Genomic DNA, 20,637 nt, shown 5'->3' on the forward strand with positions numbered 1-20,637 from the left:
ACTCACCCCCGCGCCACCTCCTCGTGCATCGCCTGCAGCTCACCGGCCTCCTCGACCCGCTCGTTCTCTGGTCGACCATCGTCCTGCACCGCGCGCCCGAGGCGGGCCACCCGGTCCGGGTCGAGACCGCAGGCCGCAGCGCCCCGGAGCGAGCGCGGCGAGACCAGGTCGGGCAGCTCGAAGCCGGGCGCCGACCCGACGCAGCTGCCGTCGACCACGTCGGGCGGGGAGACCCCTTCGGCCGCAGCGATATCCAGCCCGAGCGCGGACAGGACCGACGTCGCGTAGCCACGATGACCGGCGCCGTTCGGGTGGTACGACTCCGGCACCGGCCAGGACAGCCCGTGCAGCCACGCGTCGTCGTCGCACACCTGGTGCCCGTCGAAGGGCGCCCGCACGTCGACCCCGTCGGCACCGCCATCGTCCGCCGCCGCGAGCACCGCCTCGGCGAGCGCGTCCGCGACCGTCGTCAGCCGCCGCATCTCCGCGACCGTGACGAAGGTGAAGGGCGAGCAGTCCGAGACCTCGTTGAAGAGCCGCGGATACCCGGTGACGACCAGCCGCGCCCCCGGCGCCGCCGCCCGCACCTGCGCCAGCAACCGCTGCAGCCGACCGGGCAGCTCGTCGCGGATGGTCGCCAGTGCCTCGTCGATCACGGCATCGGCGTCCGAGACCCAGGCGGGGTGGACCACCTCGAGCAGCACCGGCACGAAGCCGGCGTCGTTGCCGCCCACCGTGATCGATACTAGCTCGGTCTCCGGGCCGAGCCGCCCCAGCTGCCCGTCGCGCACGTCGGCGCAGGTCGCCCCGAGCACCGCCTCGTAGGCCAGGTCCAGCCCGGTCGCGCGGGCCACGTCCAGCGGGTACCCCGCGTCCGTGCGCCAGGACCAGCCGCGCCGCTCACCGGCGCCGACCCCGGCCGCGTAGGAGTCGCCGAGGGCGACGTACCGGCTCACCCGCGCCCCAGCCCGAGCGTGGCCGCCTGCCGCTCCAGCAGGGCGTCGACCAGGTGGTCGGCGGGGTCGGCCGTGCCGACGAGATGGCCGGCCAGCTCCAGCGAGACCAGGCCGACGAGCGCCGCCAGCTCGGCGAGCACCGCCGCCGCGCCGGAGGGCTCGGCCCCCGGCGCCTCCTGCTGCAGGGCGGACATCTGCGCGACCAGCGCCGGCTCGTCGTAGCCGGCGACCTGTCCACCGGCCCCCACCTCGAGGAACGGACGGGCTACCGCCGCGGCCGCCGGCACGGTCTCCGGCGGCGCGACGTAGCCGGGAACCGGCGTGCCGTAGATCAGCTGGAACTCGTGCGGCCGGGCCCGCGCCCAGCCGCGGAAGGCATGACCCAGGGCGGCCCAGCGAGCACCAGGGGCCAGCGTGGGCTCCTCGTCCGTCGCCTCATCGAGGGCCCTGCGAAGGGCGTCGGCCAGCGACCCGTAGCTCTCGAGGATCATCGCCGTCAGCAGCGCCTCACGCGTCGGGAAGTAGCGGTAGACGGCCGAGGACACCATCCCGACCTCGCGGGCGACCGCCCGCATCGACAACCCTCCCCCGCCGTGCTCGGCGATCTCGGCGCGCGCGGCGCCCAGGATCGCCGCCGTCGTGCGGGCCCGGGACTCCTCGCGCGCTCCTGCCATGCGCCCATCTTCGCACATTCGAGAGCGGTGCTCTTGCTTTTCGACAGATGCCGGTCTACGGTCGTCGTCATAGCGAGAGCGGTGCTCTCGTTTCATGTGACCCGGCTCCACCTGCGGGTTCCCAGCGACGAAGGGCACGACCATGCACCCCACCGGAACCACCACCCCGGGCTCGACCACCGCCGACGCGACCAGCGCCGACCCCGCCGGCCCGACCAGCACCAGCACGCGCACCAGCACCACCGCCGCAAGCGCCGGATCGGACCGCCCGCTCGCCACCCGGCCCGACCCGTCCGACCTCGCCATGCCCGCCGTCAGCAGCGGCCTGCTCATGGCGGCCTACCTCGCCCTTCGCCCGTACGGTGACGCCGCCAGCGGCACGAGCGCCGAGGCCGCGGCCGCCTTCGCCGACCCGATGTGGGTGCTCGCCCACCTCGCCGGGGCGCTCGCCCTGGTCCAGCTCGGCCGGGTGGCGCTGCGGATGCACGACCTCGTGGGCAGCCTGCTGACGCAGATCGGTCGGTGGAGCGGGCTGGCCGGCGCGGTGCTCGTGCTGCCCTACTACGGCGCCGAGACCTTCGGCCTGCACGCCGTCGGTCGGGCCGGGCTCACCGATCCGACGGTCATGGCGCTCGTCGACGAGATCCGCAACCAGCCCGCCGCGCTCACCACCTTCGGCCTCGGGCTGCTGCTGCTCGCGGTCTCCGGGGTCACCGTCGCGCTGGCCTGGCGGCGCGAGGTGCGCTCGGGTCGCTGGGACGCGCCGGCCTGGGCCGCGTGGCCGCTGGCGGTCGGCGCGGTGACGGTCCTGCCGCAGTACTCGCTGCCGCCGGCCGGTCGGGTCGCCTACGGCCTCGCCTTCGCCGCCGCGGCGCTGCTGCTGGCTGTCTCGGCCGGACGGGCCGGCCGCCGCTGACCCACCGGAGGCGCGGCGCCGCGCGAGCTGACCGAGCGTGCGGTGACCGAGCGCGAGATGAGCGAGCTCGAGACCGTCGGGGACCGCGGGATCTAGTCCCCGACGGTCTTCTTGCCCCGCGAGACGACCTTCTTGTCCGGGGTGAAGACGATGCTCGTGTCCTTGCCCTCGTAGTCGAACTGGTCGAGGAAGTAGCGCATGGCGTTGATCCGGCCGCGCTTCTTGTCGTTGGACTTGATGACCGTCCACGGTGCCCGCTTGTGGTCGGTCCGCTCGAACATCGCCTCCTTCGCCTCGGTGTAGGCCTCCCACTTGTCGAGGCTCTCCAGGTCCATCGGCGAGAGCTTCCACCGGCGCACCGGGTCGATCTGGCGGATGGCGAAGCGGGTGCGCTGCTCCTGCTGGGTCACCGAGAACCACAGCTTGGTGACGTGCACGTCGGACTCCACGAGCATCCGCTCGAAGCGCGGCGCCTGGTCCATGAAGGTCTCGTACTCCTCGTCGGTGCAGAAGCCCATGACCCGCTCCACCCCGGCGCGGGTGTACCAGGAGCGGTCGAAGAGGACGATCTCGCCGTCGGTCGGCAGGTGCTTCACGTACCGCTGGAAGTACCACTGGCCCTGCTCGCGCTCGGTCGGCTTGGTCAGCGCGACCACCCGCGACCCGCGCGGGTTGAGGTGCTCGGTGAAGCGCTTGATCGTCCCGCCCTTGCCGGCGGCGTCGCGGCCCTCGAAGACGATGACGAACTTCTGCCCGGTGTCCTGCGCCCAGTACTGGAACTTCAGCAGCTCGATCTGCAGCAGGTACTTCTCGACGTCGTAGTCGTTGCGGGACATCAGCTCCTCGTAGGGATAGTTCTCCCGCCAGGTCTCCACGGCCCTGCCGTCGGGCGCGATGAGCATGGGGTCGTCCCCCTGGTCGTCGCGGACGGTGTAGCCGTCGTCGATGAGGTGGTCGATGTACTCACGAAGGTTCACCTGCACACCCCTGGCCTACCACGGCCAGGTGTCCTCCGCCTGACGAATCAGCGGACGAAGGGGGTGACCGCCGCCACCGCGGCGACCGGCAGGTCCCCGCCGTAGACGTGCGGGAAGAGCTCGGGCACCCCGTCGGCCGGCGGCTCGCGGCGCACGGTGCGCCCCAGCCCGGCCAGCCGGTCCTCGTCGAGGTGCAGCAGCACCAGCGGCTCGGTGACCTCGGCGTAGAAGCGCTCGGCCACCCCGGCGACCTGGGCGTCGTCCTCGCAGGCGTGCAGGAAGCCCTCGTCGGCGATGCGCACCCCGAGCGTGGAGAACGGGTAGCTGCCGCTGGTCTGCGCCTGCTGCCAGTCCCGCTCCAGGGCCAGGTGATAGATCACGCGCCGCGGTCCTCGTCCGGGGCGGCGCCCCCTTCGTCCTCGGCGACGCTCTCCTGGGCCACCGGGGCGGCGCCCTCCTGGGCCACCGGCGTGGGCTCGGCGTCGGTCGCGGCGGGGGTCGCAGAGCTGGTCTCGTCGGGAGAGGCGAGGGACTCGTCGGTGCCGCGTCCGGGATGGGCGTCCAACCAGGCGAGGAGGTCGGCGACCACCTCGTCGCGGTTGATCTCGTTGAGCATCTCGTGCCGCCCGTCCGGGTAGATCCGACAGGTCACGTCCTCCACCCCGGCGTCGCTCACGGCGTTGGCGACGTCGCGGACACCCTTGCCGCCCACCGGGTCCAGCTCGCCGGCGAAGAAGTACACCGGCAGGTCGGCAGGCACCTTGCCGGCGAGCCGGGGCAGCCGGTTGACCCCGGAGAGCAGGTCGGCGAAGAAGCCGGAGGTGAAGACCTTCCCGCAGGCCGGGTCGGCGATGTAGGCGTCGACGACGGCCTCGTCCCGGGAGAGCCAGTCGAAGTCGGTGCGGGTCGGGCGGAAGGCCTTGTTGAAGGAGCCGAAGGTCATGGCGTTCATCAGCCGCGAGGTGTGCCGGCGGCCGCGCGCCCGGCCCTCGATCGTGGCGACCAGCTGGCCCACCCGGCCGGTCGGCCCGGCGTCGGTCATCGTGCCGGAGAAGATCGCGCCGGTGAGGTCGTCGCCGTAGCGGGTGACGTAGTCGCGGCCCAGCAGGCTGCCCATGGAGTGCCCGAGGAAGTACATCGGCAGGCCGGGGTGCGCGGCCCGGGCGGCGTCGGCGACGACGTGGATGTCCTCGACGACGGTGTCCCAGCCGCGCTTGTCGGCGAAGTAGCCCTCGTCGCGCGCGGTGGCTGCGGTGTCGCCGTGCCCGCGGTGGTCGTGGATCCACACCGCGTAGCCGTCGGCGGTGAGGTCGCGGGCCAGCGGCTCGTAGCGGCCGGAGTGCTCGGCCATCCCGTGGGCCAGCTGCATGATCGCGATCGGCTCGTCCTCGTCCGGCAGCCAGCACCGCACGAAGAGCTCGGTGCCGTCCGGGGCGGTGAGGGTGGTCGTGCTGCTGCGCATGAGGGCTCCGGTGGGTCGTTCCGAGAGGTGCTGGTGTGAGGTACTGGTGTGCTGGGTCGAGGCTATCCGGCGTGCGCGGGCGACACCCCAGAACCTCTCGGATCAGGGACAAGCCTTCTGCGGTGACCGAGCCTTTATCGGGTTACCCGATAAACGCTCGTGGGGCGAAGGGGGAGGATGGGCGGGTGGGGAGAATGCGAGCGGTCGTCACCGTGCGTCAGCACGAGGTGCTGTCCGAGCGTGCCGCGGAGGCGGACGAGGACGTGCACTTCGCCGAGGCGGTCGCCGCCGCGGTGCTGGAGGACCTCACCGTGCCGGGAGACCGGGTGCTCGACCCCTTCGCCGGCTACGGCACGACGCTGCGGGTGGCGCAGCGGACCGGCCGCCGCGCGGTCGGGGTGGAGCTGCTCGCCGAGCGGGCCCGGGTGGCCGCGCAGCGTGCGCCCGGCGCGCAGGTGATCACCGGGGACGCCCTCCGGCTGGGCGAGCTGGTGAGCGCCCCCGTCGACCTCGTCCTCACCTCGCCGCCCTACATGACCGCCACCGATCACCCCGAGGACCCGCTGGCCGGCTACGTCGGCGAGGGCGCCCGCTACGACGCCTACCTCGACGAGCTGCGCGGCGTCCTCACCGACTGCCTCGCCCTGCTCGCGCCGCAGGGCCACCTCGTCGTCAACGTGGCGAACATCGACACGGGCGACCACTTCACCCCGCTCGCCTGGGACGTCGGGCGGATGCTCACCGAGATCGGGCGGGTCACCCAGGACGTCTTCGTCGTCTGGGACCGGCCGTGGCACGACCTCGCCGGGGACTACCTGCTGGTCGCCCAGCCGCGCTGACCGGCGCGGCCGGCCCTGGCCACGGGGTCAGCCGGCGGCGCTGGTCCCGACCTCGGCCGCCACGTCGAGGACCTCCTGGAGCAGCCGGCTCGGCCTCTCCCACAGGTCGTTGTGGGTGCGTCCGGCGACGACCACCCGGCGCGCGTCCGGGATGAGCCCCGCCAGCCGCTGGCTCATCTCCGGCGGCACGAGGGTGTCGTCGGCGCCGTGCACGAGCAGCGTCGGCTGCCTCAGACCGGCGGCGATCCCGTCGGTCTCGTAGCGGTCCGGGACGAGCCGCGACGGCCACAGCCGGGTGCGCAGCACCTGCCGGTACATCGCGGTCATCGAGGTGAAGGGCGAGACCAGCACCAGCCGGGCACCGTGCCCCTCGTGGGCCAGCCGGGCGGCCACCGCGCTGCCGAGGGACTCGCCGACGAGCACGAGCCGACGCCCGGAGACCCCCTGCTCGGCGAGGTGCGCCAGGCCGCGACGGGCCGCGGCCATCACCCCCTCCTCGGTGGTGCGCTGGTCCCCGGCCGGCCCGTAGCCGGGGTACTCGATGGCGGCGAAGCCCATCCCCTCGTCGACGAAGGGATGCGCCAGCGGCGCGATCGTGCCGAGGTCGCTGCCGTTGCCGTGCAGGTAGACGACGGTCGGCGCGCCGCTCGGCGCCGGACGGTGCAGGACGAAGGTGGGCACCGGCCCGCCGATGTCGACGGGCGCGCTGCCGGCAGGCTCCTGCCAATACGGGGCGGGGTAGATGAAGCGGCGCACCGGGCCACTGTCGCAGCCGCCGCTGTGCCGCGGACCCCCGGTGCCTGAACCGTGACCCGAGCCTCATCGAGACGTGACCTGCTCGTGGCCCGGGTGACCGACCGCTCCCCGACCGTGACACCTGTCATCCCGCGGCGGGGCGCATCGTCACTGGTCAGGGCCACCGCACCGGGCCAGGCTGTGCCTCATGGACCGGAACACCCTCGCCTTCATCGCCATCGCCGTGACCATCCTCTACGGGGTGACCGTCGGGGTCGCCGGGGACGCACGCGGGGTCATCGCCCCGGTCGGGGCCGGCATCGTCGCGATCATGTGGATCGCCGTCGGCATGCTCGGCAAGGACCCCAAGGATCCCGGCGACCGCTGAGCGCACCCCTCCCAGCGAACTCACGGGCAGGTCGGCAAATATCATGGGCGCGAACCTCGCCCCCGATCCACCCTGAGGACCCCATGAGCTCGTCGAAGAAGGATGCCAAGCGCTCGCGCAACGAGCGCCTGGAGGCCGCCCGCAAGCAGCAGCAGGCAGCCGAGCGGCGCCGCAGCCTCATCCTCTACGGGGCCGCGGCGCTGGCGCTGGTGATCATCGCCGGCGCGGTCTTCTGGGCGATCGTCACCGACGACAGCAACGACGTGGCCCGCAACGCCGAGGGGGACATCGAGGGCGTGCAGGTCTACGAGTACGACGGCGGCAACCACGTGCAGACCACGGTCGACTACGCCGAGAGCCCGCCGGTGGGCGGCGAGCACAACCCGGTGTGGCTCAACTGCGGCGTCTACACCGAGCCGGTGCCGGACGAGCACGCGGTGCACTCGCTGGAGCACGGCACGGTGTGGATCACCTACCAGCCCGACCTCGCCGAGGATCAGGTCTCGCAGCTCGAGGACATGCTGCCCGACACCTACACCCTTCTTTCCCCCTACGAGGGCCTCGAGTCCCCCATCGTCATCTCCGCGTGGGGCCACCAGCTGGAGGTCGACTCGGCCGACGACCCCCGTCTCGAGGAGTTCATCACCGAGTACCGACAGGGCCCGCAGACCCCCGAGCCCGGCGCGGCCTGCACCGGCGGGACCGACGGCACCGACAACCTGATCCAGGGCTGACATGCAGCCGAAGGGGATCCTCGCCGCGATCGTCGCCCTGGCCGTCGGGCTGGTGGCCGGGATCGCGGTGGGGCGCGCGGGCGGCGGCAGCGGGGCCCCGGAGGAGGGCAGCGTCGACGCCGGCTTCGCCCGGGACATGCAGACCCATCACGACCAGGCGGTGCAGATGTCGCTGATCATCCGCGACGGCACCGACGACGCGGACGTGCGCCAGCTCGCCTACGACATCGCCCGTACCCAGTCGCACCAGTCCGGGCAGATGGCCGGCTGGCTGCAGGTGTGGGGGCTGCCGGCGACCTCCTCCGAGCCGACGATGGCCTGGATGGAGGGGCACGAGCACGGCGGCTCGGACGCGATGTCCTCGGGGTCGATGTCCTCGGGCGGCTCGTCCGGCATGCCCGGGATGGCCAGCGCCGAGGAGCTCAAGGAGCTGGAGCAGGCCACCGGCGAGGAGGCGGAGGTGCTCTACCTGCAGCTGATGATCCGCCACCACGAGGGCGGCGTGCCGATGGCCCAGACCGCGGTGGACGCCGCCGAGACCGAGCCGGTGCGCACCCTGGCCCAGTCCATCATCGACAGCCAGACCGTCGAGGTGGAGACGATGACGGAGATGCTCGAGGCGCGCGACGGGGAGCCGCTGCCGAGCCCCTGAGCGGGGTCAGAAGCCCGCCCACCGGGCCACGTCGGCGACGAGCCCGTCGTCGACCGGCACGGCGCGGCCGTCGAGCTCGCCCACCGGGGTCGGACCGCGGCTGGAGGCGACCAGCCAGACGCCGTCTGCGGTGAGCAGGTCCGCGACCTGGACCAGCTCGTGGCGGGCGGAGCGCCCTTCGGCCTCGGCGGCGGCGAGGATGGCGCCGATCGAGGTCGAGGCCAGGATGCCGGTGCCGCCGGTCGGGGTGCTCAGCACGGCGCCGTCCCGCACGACGAGCAGGCCGGCCGTCGGGGCGTCCAGGGCGTAGCCGTCGGTGCTGGTGAAGATGACGTCGTCGGCGCCGCGCCGTCGGGCCTCGCGCAGGGCGGCGGTGTTGACCGCGTAGCTCAGCGTCTTCACCCCGCCGAGCAGCCAGGGGGCGTCGACGAAGGCGTCGCTGGGGTGGCCCCGGCTCAGCGTGACGGCGCGGACGGGGCGGGTCGTCGTCGCGGCGGCCCCCCGCTGCGGGCGACCGGCCGCACGCTCGGTGAGCGTGACGAAGGCCCTGGGCGGCCCGCCGCTCTCCGGTCCCCGGGTGAGGGTGAGGCGCAGCGTGGCCTCGCCGGGCTCGGGCCAGGCGCGAAGGGCGGTCGCCACGAGCTCGGTCCACGCCGCCTCGTCCGGGGCGGGGATCTCCAGGGCTCGCGCGGAGGCGGCCAGCCGGGCCAGGTGGCCGGGCAGGTCGACGACCTGGTGGGTCGGGCCGGGGTCATCACCGGCCTGGCGGTCGTCGCCCCCGGCGTCGACGGGGATCACCAGGGCGGAGTCGAAGCAGCCGTCGCCCCGGGTCAGCCCGGCGTCGTCGGCCGCGACCACCGGCGCCTGCGGGTCGTGCAGGCGAGGACCCTCGGGGGCGAGCAGCGCGACGACGCGGGGACGGGGCATGGGATCAGCGTAGGAGGGCAGGTCAGGCACGACCCCGGGCATGCGGTCGAGCGTGCGTTGTCGCAGGTCAGAGGGCTGTCGGCGCTCGAACGTATGATCGATGCATGTCGACAGCGATGGCAGACCGCGACCCCGGGAGGCTCCCCGAGGCGCTGGCCGCTGCCGCCGATCTCGTCGACGGGGCGAGCAGGTCAGGCACCTGGCGGCTGAGCGATGCCGAGATCGCGGAGGCCCTGGCGGAGCTCGGGCGACTTCGTCACCTCGCCACCGTCGCCGAGGTGGCCCTGCTGCGCGACGGGCTCTCCCGCGGGCTGCCGCGGGACGGAGGGTGGGGCGACCACGACTGGGCGACCCGGTGCGAGGGGGACCGTGCCCCCGACCCGGCGCCCGGTCACGTCGCGCAGGCGCTGCGGCTGGCGCGCGCCGGGCTGCAGCGGGGGCTGGTGCCCGACGTGGACGACGACCCGAACGGGTCTGTGGCGGACCGAGACAGCGCGGTCGGCATGGACCCCTGCGATGCAGGCCGCGAGGTGGACACCGGCCACGACGCGGGAGCGGGTCCGGACGTCTTCGGCGTGGTCGAGCGCAGCGCGGGCACCGGCGACGTACTGACCGCCTTCGAGCGGGGCGACTTGGCGGCGAGCAGCGCGGACCGGCTGGTGCGCTTCGTCGACGACGTGGCGCCGGTGGCCGACCCGACGATGCTGGCGACCGATCTCGGGGTGCTGCTGCACGCGGCCCGGGACGGCTACCGGCCTGGCGGACCGGAGGGTCGCGGTCGGCCGGTGCGGGTCGGCGGGATGACCGACCGGGAGCTGCGCGTGGCGATCACCCGGACCGGGCGGTTGCTGCGGCCGAGCCGGGATCTCGAGCAGGAGCACCGCGCCGCGCGCAACGCCCGACGGCTGCACCGGTGCCCCGGCCCGGCCGGGATGACCAGCTACCGGGTGACCCTCGACCCTGAGGGCTCGGCGGTGCTGGACGCCGCGCTGTCCGCCCTGTCCCGCCCCGAGACCGGGCCGGACGGGGACCCCGATACGCGCACCCACCCGCAGCGTCAGGCCGACGCGCTCGTCGAGATCGTCCGGCGCGGTGTCTCCGCACCGGGCGAGATGCCCACCACCGACAAGACGCAGGTCATCGTCACCATCCCCTGGACCGTGCTGCGCGACCAGGCACTACCACCGAGCACCTCGCACACCGGCGGCCAGACGGCCCTCGGCGGTGCGAGCAGCGCGTGGGGCGCGACCGACGCCGGGATCCACGGCGGAGGGGTCACCGCCACCGGTCAGGTGCTCCCGCCGTCGGTGGTCCGCCGGATGGCCTGCGACGCCGCGATCCTGCCCGCCGTGCTCGGCGGGCCCAGCCAGATCCTCGATCTCGGGCGCAGCGCCCGCCTCTTCACGGCTGGTCAGCGCCGAGCTCTCTGGCACCGCGACCAGGGCTGCTCCTACCCGGGGTGCACGATGCTCGCGCAGTGGTGCGACGCCCACCACGTGACCTGGTGGAGCCGGGGCGGCGCGACCGACCTGAGCAACGCCGCTCTGCTCTGCCCGCGGCACCACACGTTCGTGCACGAGCGCGACCTCACCGCCACCGTGACCGGCGACGGGGTCACCTGGCACACCTGACCACCCCGCCCCGCGCCCGCCGAGGACGGCGGGCGTCGAGGCATGCCCGTCAGCGGCACAGCGTGGCACGCAGACCGCCCTCCGGCAGCCTGCGAGGCGCGTCGGTAGCGGCGCACGTCAGGAGCGGCGCACATCCGGGACAGCCCGACCGATAGGGGACCCGTCAGCGGCAGAGCGTGGCGATGGCGGTCTCCCGATCCTGGTGCTCGAGCACCTCGACCCCGACCTCCTCGAGCATCCGGTAGGCGGCGAAGAAGGAGTCCAGCTCCTCGACGAAGGCCGGGGCCAGGTCACCGAGGTCGCCGAGGTGGTCGACGTAGTGGCTGTTGCGCGGCACGCAGATCAGCTTGGTCTCCTCGATCTCACCCACCTTCAGCAGGAAGGCGGCGACCACCCGGGTGCGGATGTAGATGCCCGGATAGGTCGGCTCGTCGATGAGCACCAGGGCATCGAGCCCGTCCCCGTCCTCGCCCTCGGCGCCGATGACGTAGCCGTAGTCCCCGGGGAAGCCGGCCGGTCCGCCGAGACGGCGGTCGAACCACATCTCCCCGTCGTCGTTCACCTCGTACTTGTTACGGCTGCCGCGAGGGATCTCGACGACGACGTCGCAGACCCCGTCGGCGTGCATGGCGTCACGGTCCGGCCAGGTAGAACTCTCAACCATCTTCGGACGGTAGCGCTCACACCCCCACCGGTACCACCCCGCGGCGCTGGCGGCTGTCCGTCTCCTGTCGGATCGCCGACACGACGGACCCTGTGTCAGGCGGTGCGGCAGGGCTGTCGGGGCCGGTCGTTAGGTTGCCGGTGTGACCATGCACCTGCATCGCGCCGAGCGCACCGACCGGCTGGCCGACGGCCTCGCCGCGATGCTGTCACGCCCGCTGGAGGACCCCTTCGCCGAAGAGGTGGTCGTGGTCCCCGAGCGCGGGATCGAGCGGTGGCTGGCGCAGCGCCTCTCGCACCGGCTCGGCTCCGGGCCCGGCGGGCAGGACGGGGTGTGCGCCGGGGTGCGCTTCCTGCGACCCAGCTCGCTGATCACCCAGCTCGTCGGCCGCGAGGCCGACGACCCGTGGCTCCCCCGCCAGCTCGTCTGGCCGCTGCTGCAGGTCGTCGACGACTCGCTCGACGAGCCGTGGTGCGCCAGCCTCGCCCGCCACCTGGGCCACGGTCTGGCCGAGGACGAGGCCCGGCTGCGCGCCGGGCGGCGCTACTCGGTGGCGCTGCGGCTGGCCACGCACCTGCACCGCTACGCGCTCGCCCGCCCCGTGATGCTCACCGACTGGCGCGACGGCCGAAACACCGACGGCGCCGGCCGCCCGCTGCCCGACGACCTGCAGTGGCAGGCCGAGCTGTGGCGCCGCCTCGTCGACGTCGTCCCCGGACCGACCCCGGACCAGCGGCACGTCAGCACCGTCGACGACCTGCGCGAAGGGCGGATCGGCGACCTCGACCTGCCGGCCCGGCTCTCCCTCTTCGGGCACACCCGGCTGGCGGTCACCGAGGTCGAGCTGCTTGCCGCCCTCGGCACCCAGCGGGAGGTGCACCTCTGGCTCCCCCAGCCCTCGCCCGCCCTGTGGGACGACCTGCGCGACCTCGGTGGTGTGCTGCCCCGGCGAGAGGACGACAGCGGCCGCCGGGTCAGCCATCCGCTGCTCGCCTCGCTCGGCCGGGACAGCCGTGAGCTGGTCCGGGTGCTCGCCGAGCCGTCCCCGGACGACATCGTCGACGACGGCGACCTCGGCCCGCCCGAGCACCGGCCCCGGACCGTGCTCGGCTGGCTGCAGGAGGACGTCCGCGCCGGTCGGGCCCCGGCGCCCGACCTGCTCGCCGAGCGGGGCCCCGACCCCGACGACCGCAGCCTGGCGCTGCACGCCGCCCACGGCCCGCACCGGCAGGTCGAGGTGCTGCGCGAGGTGCTCGTCGGGCTGCTGCAGGACGACCCCACGCTGCAGCCGCGGGACATCCTCGTGATGTGCCCCGACGTGGAGACCTACGCCCCGCTCATCGGGGCCGCCTTCGGCCTCGGCGACCTCGGGCAGGACGACGACGGCATCGACACCCACCCGGCGCACCGGCTGCGGGTCCGGCTGGCCGACCGCTCGCTGGAGGGGACCAACCCGCTGCTGGAGGTCGCCGCCCGGATCATCGACCTCGTCGACGGTCGACTCACCGCCGGCGACGTGCTCGACCTCGTCTCGACCGCACCGGTCCGCCGACGCTTCCGGATCGACGACGAGGACCTCGAGACGATCACCGACTGGCTCGGCGAGACCGCCGTGCGCTGGGGCTGGGACGCCGCCCACCGGGCCCCCTTCGGCCTCGGGACCGTCGACGCGAACACCTGGCGGGCCGGCCTGGACCGGCTGCTGCTGGGCACCGCGGTCTCCGCCGACGGCCCGCCGCACGTCGCCGCGGTGCTCCCGGTCGACGACGTCGGCTCCGGGAGCGTCGATCTCGTCGGCCGGCTCAGCGAGCTGATGGACCGGCTGGTCACCGGCCTGGACGCCCTCGGCGGCTCCGGCACCGCCCAGGAGTGGATGACCACCCTCGGCGCTACCGTCCGCGGGCTGACCGAGACCGACCCCACCGAGGTGTGGCAGGTCGCCGGCCTCGACCGGGTGCTCGCCGAGGCGGCCGAGCACGCCCCGACCGACGTGCCGCTGCGGGTCGCCGACGTGCGGGTGCTGCTCGACGACCGGCTCGAGGGTCGACCGACCCGGGCGAGCTTTCGCACCGGGACCCTCACCGTGTGCACGATGGTGCCGATGCGCTCGGTGCCGCACCGGGTCATCTGCCTGCTCGGCCTCGACGACGGCGCCTACCCGCGCCAGCCCACGGTCGACGGCGACGACGTGCTCGCCCGGGACCCGCTGACCGGCGAGCGGGACGCCCGCAGCGAGGACCGGCAGCTGCTGCTCGATGCGGTGATGGCCGCCACCGAGCGGTTGGTCGTGCTGTGGACCGGCGCCGACGAGCGCACCGGTGAGCGTCGCCCGCCGGCGGTCCCGGTCGGCGAGCTCATCGACGCGGCCCGGGAGACCACCACGGACCCCGCGCTGCCGCGGGTGATCGCGCACCCGCTGCAGCCCTTCGACGAGCGCAACCTGCGGCCGGGTGGTCTCGACCTGGAGGAGCCCTTCAGCTTCGACCGGGCCGCGCTGGCCGGGGCACGGGCCGCCCAGGATCTCGACGACCCACCTTCGCTGGTGCCGTCGGCCCTGGCCCCGCCCGGAGACCTCCGCACCGAGGTCGCCCTGGCCGACCTCGTCTCCTTCCTCGAGAACCCGGCCCGCGGCTTCCTCCGCGACCGCCTCGGCATCGCGCTCCCCCGCGAGGCCGACGAGCTCGGCGAACGCATCCCCCTGGACCTCGACGCCCTGGAGCGCTGGCAGGTCGGCGACCGGGTGCTGCGGGCGCGCCGGGCCGGGGCCACCGGCGAGGACGCCTACCGTGCGGAGCTGCTGCGTGGCGAGCTGCCGCCGGGCGAGCTGGGCACGACGGCGCTGCGGGAGGTGCAGCAGGTCGTCGAAGGGGTCGTCCGTGACCTCGACCGCTTCACCGGAGGATCCCCGGCCGCCTCCGTGGACGTCACCGTCGACCTGCTCGACGGCCTCCGGCTGACCGGCACGGTCGACGGCGTGCACGCCGGCAACATCGTCGACGCCACCTACAGCCGGGTCGGCGCCAGGCACGAGATCGGCGCCTGGGCGCGGCTGCTCGCGCTGGTCGCTGCCTCCGGGCGGGACGAGGCCCACCAGGCCGCGGTGCTCGGCAAGGGCCGCGGCGCCATCCTCGGGCCGCTGCCGGCCGAGGCCGCCCGCGCGCACCTGTCCACGCTCGCGCAGGTGCGGGCCGTCGGTCAGCAGATCCCGGTGCTCGTGCCGGTCAAGACCGGGCGGGCCTGGGCCGAGGCCGCGGGCGACGGCCGCCGGACCCGGGCCGCGCGCAACGCTGCGGGCGGCGAGTGGGCCGGCCGCTTCCCCGAGTCCGAGGACCGCTGGTGGACCCGGCTGCTCGGCGCCGCCGCCCCGCTGGAGCGGCTCACCCAGACCGGACCGGGAGACCTCGACGGCTCCCTGCCGACCCAGGCGCCTGCGATCTGGCGTCCGGTGCTGGCGAACCGGAGGACACCGTGACCGGCCCCGTGGACGAGACCACCGAGACCCCCGTGCAGGGCACGACGGCGACGGCGGCGGGGCTGACCCCCTTCGACGTCACCGGCCCGCTGCCCACCGGCACCACCCTGCTCGAGGCCAGCGCCGGCACCGGCAAGACCTGGACGATCGGCGCGCTGGTGGCGCGCTACGTCGCCGACGGCGTCGCCCGGCTCGACGAGATGCTCGTCATCACCTTCGGCCGGGCAGCCAGCCAGGAGCTGCGCGAGCGGGTGCGCGAGCACCTGCGGCACGTCTACGGCGCGCTGAGCGACCCGGCGTCCGGCTCCGACGACCCGGTGGTCGAGCTGCTGCGCCAGGGAGACCCGGAGCAGGTCGCCGAGCGGACCCGTCGGCTGCGCGAGGCGCTCACCGGCTTCGACGCGGCGACGATCGCGACGACCCACCAGTTCTGCCAGGTGGTGCTGCGCGGTCTCGGCGTGGCCGGCGACACGGACAGCCGCGCACGGCTGGTGGAGGACCTCAGCGACCTGCGCGACGAGGTGGTCGCCGACCTCTACCTCGCCGAGGTGGCCGGACCCTCCGGCGGCGAGCCCCCGCTCAGCCACGCCGAGGCGGCGGCCGTCGCCGCCCGGGCGACCGAGGACCCGCACGCCACCCTGGTCCCGACCCAGCCCCCGCCCGACCCGGCGGACGCGGCCCGGGTGACCTTCGCCCGCCGGGTCCGGGAGGAGATGGACCGCCGCAAGCGGCAGCTGGGCGTGCTCAGCTTCGACGACCTGCTGGGCCAGCTCGCCGACGCCCTGGCCGATGAGGACTCGCCGGCGCGGCGCCGGATGCGGCAGCGGTGGCGGGTGGTGCTCGTCGACGAGTTCCAGGACACCGACCCGGTGCAGTGGCAGGTGCTCGACCGCGCCTTCACGGGGCACAGCACGCTCGTGCTGATCGGCGACCCCAAGCAGGCCATCTACGGCTTCCGCGGCGGCGACGTCGACACCTACCTGGAGGCCAGCAGGTCCGCCGGGACCCGGCACACCCTCGGTACCAACCACCGCTCCGACGCGCCGCTCGTGCACGCCCTCGGGACGGTGCTGCGCGGCGCCGAGCTGGGCGACGAGCAGATCGTCGTGCACGACGTCGGCACCCGGCTGACCGAGGGACGGCTGCTCACCCCCCGCGGCGACAGCGCCCCGCCGATGCGGCTGCGGGTGGTGCCCCGCGAGCTGGTGGCCGAGGACGACGGGCGGATCCTCATCAGGCGGGTGCGCGAGCTCGTCGCCCGGGACGCGGCGCACGAGATCGCCCGGCTCGTCGACGCCGGACTGACCTTTGCGGGACGGCCGGTGCGCGCCGGTGACGTCGCGGTGCTGGCGCGCACCAACGACGAGCTGGAGCAGGTGCGCTCGGCGCTCGCCGAGGTCGGGCTGCGCTCGGTGATGGTCGGCACCGACAGCATCTTCGGCTCGGCGGCGGCCGCGCAGTGGCTGACCCTGCTCGAGGCGCTGGAGGCGACCCACCGGCCGCCGCGGGTGCGGGCGGCGGGGCTGACCCCCTTCGTCGGGCTGGACGCGGTCGCGCTGGAGGACGGCGGGGACGAGCTCGCCGACGACCTGGCCCGTCGGCTGCGCCGGTGGAGCGAGCTCTTCGCCCGACGAGGGGTGGCCGCGGTGATGGCGGCCGCCGCCTCGAGTGGTCTGGACGCGAGGGTGCTCGGGACCGCCGGCGGCGCCCGGCACCTGACCGACCTGCGCCACCTGGCCGAGCTGCTGCACCAGCGCGCGGTCAACGAGGGTGACGGGCTGGCGTCGCTGTCCACCTGGCTGCGCGAACGCATCGCCGACGACACCCGGACCGAGCGCAGCCGGCGCCTGGACTCCGACGCCGACGCGGTGCACCTCTCGACGATCCACGGCAGCAAGGGTCTGCAGTACCCGATCGTCGTCGCGCCCTTCCTCAGCAACCGCTACGCCGGGAAGGCCCCTGACACGCTGCGCTTCCACGACCCGGTGACGCGGGAGCGCTGCCTCGACGTCGGGGTGCGCTCGGACCGGGGCCGGCGCGAGCGGGAGGAGGCGCACCAGGCCGAGGAGCTCGGTGAGTCGCTGCGGCTGGTCTACGTCGCGCTGACCCGGGCGCAGAGCCATCTGCTCACCTGGTGGTTCCCCAGCGGCCGGAACACCGCCTCTGCCCCGCTGCACCGGCTGCTCTTCGGCAGACAGCCCGGCGAGGGCCCGGCCCGCGACGAGCAGCCGGTCCCCGGCGACCAGACGGCGATGGCCGTGCTCGCCGGCTGGCGAGACCTCGGCGGCCCGTCGCTGGAGCGGGTCGAGCCGCGACCGCGTGTGCTGCGCGGCGATGAGGAGGCCCCCGCGGAGCTGTCGGTGCGCGCCTTCACCCGGGAGGTCGACACGCAGTGGCAGCGGACCTCCTACACGGCGCTCACCCAGGCCGCCGATGACATCGCCCCGGCCTCGCTCAGCCTCGTCGACAGCGAGGTAGAAGACCCGCCGCGGCAGGACGAGGAGCTCGTCGGCGTGGACATCGACAGCGTCCCGGCCAAGCACGACGGAGGATCGTGCGAGGCCGGCGACGCGCCGACGTCCGCGCCCGATGTGCCCTCGCCGATGGCCGACCTGCCGGTCGGGGCCACCTTCGGCAGCCTGGTGCACGCGGTGCTGGAGCACGCCGACCCGGAGGCCGACGACCTGGCCGCCGAGATGCGCCGGCTGGTGGACGAGCACGTGGTGCGCTGGCCGGTGGACGGCCTCGACCGCTCCCGGCTCGCCGAGGCGCTGGTCGCGGTCTGCGACAGCCCGCTCGGTCCGCTCGCGGCGGAGACCACCCTTCGCCGGGTGCCGATGCGAGACCGGCTCTGCGAGATGGACTTCGAGCTGCCCCTGGCCGGTGGTGACGAGGCGCCGACGTCACCTGCCCAGGTCGTGCTCGGAGACCTGGCGCCGTTGCTGCGGGAGCACCTGCCCGAGGGCGACCCGGTGCGGGCCTGGGCGAGCAGCCTGGACGACCCGGTGCTCGGCTACCAGCCGCTGCGCGGCTACCTCACCGGGTCGGTCGACGTCGCCATGCGGGTGGACGGGCGGTACCTCGTCGTGGACTACAAGACGAACTGGTTGGGCCCGGTGGACGAGCCGCTGACCGCCCGGGCGTACGACCGCTCAGCCCTGGATGCGGCCATGGGCCACTCCTCCTACCCGCTGCAGGCGCTGCTCTACGCGGTGGTGCTGCATCGCTACCTGCGCTGGCGGCTGGCCGGGTACGACCCGGAGCAGCACCTGGGCGGGGTCCTCTACCTCTACGTGCGCGGGATGTGCGGGCCGCAGACGCCGGTCGTCGACGGGCACCCGTGCGGGGTCTTCTCGTGGCGACCGCCGGTGGCGCTGGTCGAGGCCGTCTCCGGGCTCCTCGACGGTCAGGGGGACCGGTCGTGAGTGACGTGCCGCAGCCGCCCGAGGCGGCCGCATCCTCCGACGGAAGCCCGGCTGCCGCTCCGTCCTTCGACCCGGTGCCGGGCGACCGGCGGCTGGCCCTCGGCGCCACCGGCTGGCTGGGTCGGCTCAACGCCGGCGGCTGGCTGGAGGCCGCCGACGTGCACGTGGCCTCCCGGCTCGGGGTGCTCGTGGACGAGCCGGATCCGCTGGTGGTCGTCACGCTGGCGCTGGCGGTGCGCGCGGTCCGCGAGGGGTCGACCTGCCTCGACCCGACCGAGGCAGGTGCGATCCTCGCGACCGCCGACGGCGCGCTGGACGGGAGCGAGGGTGTCGGGGGCGAAGGGGTCGGGGGCGACGGGGACAGCAGCGACGAAGGCGAGCGCGAGGGGGTCGGGGGCGAAGGGCGCGCAGCCGCCGCCGATCTCGGCGGGTGGCTGCAGCGGGTGACCGGTAGCCGCCTGGCCGCCGAGTCCGTGCTGCGGGTCGAGCACGGGCTGGTCTACCTCGACCGTTACTGGCGCGAGGAGCGTCAGGTCGCCGACGATCTCCGGTCGCGGATGGCGGTCCCGGCAGCCTCGGTGGACCCAGGGCTGCTGGAGGCGGGTCTCGACCGGGTCTTCCCCGGCGACAGCTGGGCGGAGCAGCGCTCCGCCGTGCGCGCCTCGCTCGCGCGCACGACGACGATCCTCACCGGTGGCCCCGGCACCGGCAAGACCTCCACCGTCGCCGGGCTGGTGACCCTGCTGGCCGAGCAGCACGAGCGCGCCGCGGGCCGGCCGCTGCGGGTGGTGCTGGCCGCGCCCACCGGGCGGGCTGCCGCGCGGCTGCGCGAGTCGGTGCTGGAGGCGGCGGCCGGGATGGACGCGTCGGACCGGGCACGGCTCGAGGGCATCGAGTCCGCGACGGTGCACCGGCTGCTGGGCTGGAACCGCTCGCGCACCCGCTTCGCCCGCGACCGCCGCAACCCGCTGCCGCACGACGTCGTCGTCGTCGACGAGGCGTCGATGCTCTCGCTGACCCTCACCGCACGGCTGCTCGAGGCGGTCCGGCCGACGGCCCGCCTGGTGCTCGTCGGCGATCCGGACCAGCTCGCGTCGGTCGAGGCCGGCGCGGTGCTGGCCGACCTCGTCGCGGGGCTGGACGAGCCGCAGCCGACCGGCATCGACGAGGGACACGGCGAGGACGATGCCCGCGAGCCGACGATCGTGGAGGCCGCGACCGACTCGCCGACCGAGCCGACCGAGCCGGTGCTGACCAGCGATGACAGGCGGCTCCCGATGCTGGTGCCCAGGTCACCCGTGCCTGTGTCGCCCGTGTCGGCGCTGCGCACCTCGCACCGGTTCGGTCCCGCCATCGGGCGCCTGGCGGCGGCGATCCGGGACGGCGACCCGGACGCGGCGCTGGCCGCGCTCTCCTCCGAGGACGACGCGGTGCGGCTCGTCGAGCTGCCGGCGACCTCCGCGGACGACGCCGACCAGACCCGGGCCGCGCTGCTCGCGGCGGAGACCGCCGTCCGACCGGCGCTGCTCGGGCACGCGCTGCAGCTACGGGCGCACGCCGCGGCCGGAGAGACCACGGCAGCGGTCGCGCAGCTCGGTGAGCACCGCCTGCTCTGCGCCCACCGCGACGGCCCGTGGGGCGTGAGCAGCTGGGTCCGGCGCACCCAGCGGTGGCTCACCGAGGCCACCGCGGACCCGGTCAGGTCGGGGCACCACGGCTCGGGGCGCTACGTCGGTGAGCCGCTGCTGGTCACCCGCAACGACCTCGGGCTGGGGCTCTTCAACGGCGATCCCGGCGTCGTGGTGCGCGACGGGAGCGGACGGCTGGTCGCCGCCATGGATGCCGCCGGCGGGGTGCGGACCCACCCGGTGGCCCGGCTCGCCGACGTCGAGACGGCGCACGCCTCGACGGTGCACAAGAGCCAGGGCAGCCAGGCGCGGACCGTCACGGTGCTGCTGCCCGACGACGGCTCGCGGCTGCTGACCCGCGAGCTGCTCTACACCGCCGTCACGCGCGCTCAGGAACAGGTCGTGCTCGTCGGCAGCGAGGCCGCGGTGCGGGCGGCGGTGATCCGTCGGACGCGGCGGGCCAGCGGGTTGCGGCGCACGCTGACCGACCGGCGCTGAGCGGCTGCTCGGCCCGCGGGCCGACGCTCGGCCGCCGCCCCGCACCCGTCGCTGACCCG

The 20,637-nt window shown here is 74.6% G+C and carries 17 protein-coding genes; 9 read left to right on the forward strand and 8 right to left on the reverse strand.

The features are described 5' to 3' along the window. Positions 1-2: 2 nt before the first annotated feature. Together BJY28_RS04165 and BJY28_RS04170 are read right to left on the reverse strand one after the other, a co-directional pair. On the reverse strand, positions 3-956 hold the full coding sequence (locus BJY28_RS04165; RefSeq protein WP_179461888.1) for a GDSL-type esterase/lipase family protein: 954 nt from the start codon (positions 954-956) through the stop codon (positions 3-5). Then, positions 953-1,630 (reverse strand): TetR/AcrR family transcriptional regulator, encoded by a 678-nt coding sequence (locus BJY28_RS04170; RefSeq protein WP_179461889.1) that lies wholly within the window; start codon positions 1,628-1,630, stop codon positions 953-955. The genes BJY28_RS04165 and BJY28_RS04170 overlap by 4 nt, the downstream gene beginning before the upstream one ends. 142 nt (positions 1,631-1,772) lie before the next feature. On the opposite strand from BJY28_RS04170, the gene BJY28_RS04175 reads away from it, so the two are divergent. Then, entirely contained in the window at positions 1,773-2,546 is a 774-nt protein-coding gene (locus tag BJY28_RS04175; protein WP_179461890.1) for a hypothetical protein, read from the forward strand. A 92-nt stretch (positions 2,547-2,638) separates the two neighbouring features. On the opposite strand, the gene ppk2 is transcribed toward BJY28_RS04175, so the two are convergent. From ppk2 to BJY28_RS04190, 3 genes are read right to left on the reverse strand one after another with little or no spacing between them, the layout of a single operon-like run. Beyond that, the gene (ppk2, locus tag BJY28_RS04180; protein ID WP_179461891.1) at positions 2,639-3,529 is read right to left on the reverse strand and encodes a polyphosphate kinase 2; all 891 of its coding nucleotides are present in this window, start codon (positions 3,527-3,529) and stop codon (positions 2,639-2,641) included. 41 nt (positions 3,530-3,570) lie between these two features. Further along, positions 3,571-3,903 (reverse strand): DUF952 domain-containing protein, encoded by a 333-nt coding sequence (locus BJY28_RS04185; protein WP_179461892.1) that lies wholly within the window; start codon positions 3,901-3,903, stop codon positions 3,571-3,573. After that, positions 3,900-4,985: an alpha/beta hydrolase gene (locus BJY28_RS04190; RefSeq protein WP_179461893.1), complete on the reverse strand. Its 1,086-nt coding sequence runs from the start codon at positions 4,983-4,985 to the stop codon at positions 3,900-3,902. Before BJY28_RS04190 ends, BJY28_RS04185 begins: the two co-directional genes overlap by 4 nt. A gap of 194 nt (positions 4,986-5,179) precedes the next feature. Here BJY28_RS04190 and BJY28_RS04195 point away from each other — a divergent pair, with 194 nt between their 5' ends. After that, on the forward strand, positions 5,180-5,824 hold the full coding sequence (locus BJY28_RS04195) for a TRM11 family SAM-dependent methyltransferase (protein ID WP_179463933.1): 645 nt from the start codon (positions 5,180-5,182) through the stop codon (positions 5,822-5,824). A 27-nt stretch (positions 5,825-5,851) separates the two neighbouring features. Here BJY28_RS04195 and BJY28_RS04200 read toward each other — a convergent pair whose 3' ends face one another. Continuing rightward, positions 5,852-6,580: an alpha/beta fold hydrolase gene (locus BJY28_RS04200; RefSeq protein WP_179461894.1), complete on the reverse strand. Its 729-nt coding sequence runs from the start codon at positions 6,578-6,580 to the stop codon at positions 5,852-5,854. 187 nt (positions 6,581-6,767) lie between these two features. Between BJY28_RS04200 and BJY28_RS04205 the strand changes: the two genes are divergently transcribed. The 3 genes from BJY28_RS04205 to BJY28_RS04215 all read left to right on the forward strand — a co-directional run bounded on the left by BJY28_RS04205 (position 6,768) and on the right by BJY28_RS04215 (position 8,333). Further along, the gene (locus BJY28_RS04205; RefSeq protein WP_179461895.1) at positions 6,768-6,947 is read left to right on the forward strand and encodes a hypothetical protein; all 180 of its coding nucleotides are present in this window, start codon (positions 6,768-6,770) and stop codon (positions 6,945-6,947) included. 83 nt (positions 6,948-7,030) lie between these two features. Beyond that, entirely contained in the window at positions 7,031-7,681 is a 651-nt protein-coding gene (locus BJY28_RS04210) for a thioredoxin-like domain-containing protein (RefSeq protein ID WP_179461896.1), read from the forward strand. Position 7,682: 1 nt separating this feature from the next. After that, positions 7,683-8,333 (forward strand): DUF305 domain-containing protein, encoded by a 651-nt coding sequence (locus BJY28_RS04215; RefSeq protein WP_179461897.1) that lies wholly within the window; start codon positions 7,683-7,685, stop codon positions 8,331-8,333. Between the two features lie 6 nt (positions 8,334-8,339). Here the strand turns inward: BJY28_RS04215 and BJY28_RS04220 are convergent, their stop codons facing one another. Next, complete coding sequence (locus BJY28_RS04220; protein WP_179461898.1) at positions 8,340-9,260, reverse strand: aminodeoxychorismate lyase; 921 nt, start codon at positions 9,258-9,260, stop codon at positions 8,340-8,342. Between the two features lie 104 nt (positions 9,261-9,364). Between BJY28_RS04220 and BJY28_RS04225 the strand changes: the two genes are divergently transcribed. Beyond that, complete coding sequence (locus BJY28_RS04225; protein ID WP_179461899.1) at positions 9,365-10,891, forward strand: HNH endonuclease signature motif containing protein; 1,527 nt, start codon at positions 9,365-9,367, stop codon at positions 10,889-10,891. 163 nt (positions 10,892-11,054) lie between these two features. On the opposite strand, the gene BJY28_RS04230 is transcribed toward BJY28_RS04225, so the two are convergent. Then, a complete protein-coding gene (locus BJY28_RS04230; RefSeq protein ID WP_218875164.1) occupies positions 11,055-11,555 on the reverse strand; it encodes an inorganic diphosphatase in 501 nt (166 codons plus the stop codon). A gap of 148 nt (positions 11,556-11,703) precedes the next feature. Here BJY28_RS04230 and recC point away from each other — a divergent pair, with 148 nt between their 5' ends. From recC to recD, 3 genes are read left to right on the forward strand one after another with little or no spacing between them, the layout of a single operon-like run. After that, positions 11,704-15,027 (forward strand): exodeoxyribonuclease V subunit gamma, encoded by a 3,324-nt coding sequence (recC, locus tag BJY28_RS04235; RefSeq protein ID WP_246313559.1) that lies wholly within the window; start codon positions 11,704-11,706, stop codon positions 15,025-15,027. Further along, the gene (locus BJY28_RS04240; protein WP_343036954.1) at positions 15,024-18,452 is read left to right on the forward strand and encodes a UvrD-helicase domain-containing protein; all 3,429 of its coding nucleotides are present in this window, start codon (positions 15,024-15,026) and stop codon (positions 18,450-18,452) included. Before recC ends, BJY28_RS04240 begins: the two co-directional genes overlap by 4 nt. Next, positions 18,449-20,578, forward strand: a complete 2,130-nt coding sequence (gene recD, locus BJY28_RS04245; RefSeq protein ID WP_343036955.1) for an exodeoxyribonuclease V subunit alpha — start codon at positions 18,449-18,451, stop codon at positions 20,576-20,578. The genes BJY28_RS04240 and recD overlap by 4 nt, the downstream gene beginning before the upstream one ends. Positions 20,579-20,637: the final 59 nt, after the last annotated feature.

The sequence above is a fragment of the Janibacter alkaliphilus genome (assembly GCF_013408565.1).
Classification (GTDB): domain Bacteria; phylum Actinomycetota; class Actinomycetes; order Actinomycetales; family Dermatophilaceae; genus Janibacter; species Janibacter alkaliphilus.